This is a genomic window from Pseudomonas sp. 2995-3 (genome assembly GCF_002742565.1).
Lineage (GTDB): Bacteria > Pseudomonadota > Gammaproteobacteria > Pseudomonadales > Pseudomonadaceae > Aquipseudomonas > Aquipseudomonas edaphica.
On sequence record NZ_LJSB01000033.1, the window covers coordinates 1 to 231 of the forward strand.

The following is a 231-nucleotide window of genomic DNA, read 5'->3' on the forward strand; positions in this document are numbered from 1 at the left end:
ATCTCACGATTTTTCTTTTTCCTGCATAGGCACCTCCAACAATGAGTTGCATACCCAATCATCTCCCTCTCTGCTCACTGTTATTCGAAATGCTTGTCCGTTATTTATTGTCAAGCTCCAAAATGAACTGACAGCTTTAAACTTCCATAAAAAATAACGAATTACGCCACCATGAGTCATTACCACAATCGGTTGTTGCTTTGTATGTGTTTTTCCCATTTTGCTCCACTG

The 231-nt window shown here is 39.4% G+C and carries 1 protein-coding gene; it reads right to left on the reverse strand.

Annotated features, from left to right (window positions below; genetic code table 11):
• Window positions 1-3 precede the first annotated feature (3 nt).
• The coding region (locus AOA62_RS32150) for a histidine phosphatase family protein (protein ID WP_218244047.1) at window positions 4-231 on the reverse strand (228 nt) is incomplete at its 5' end.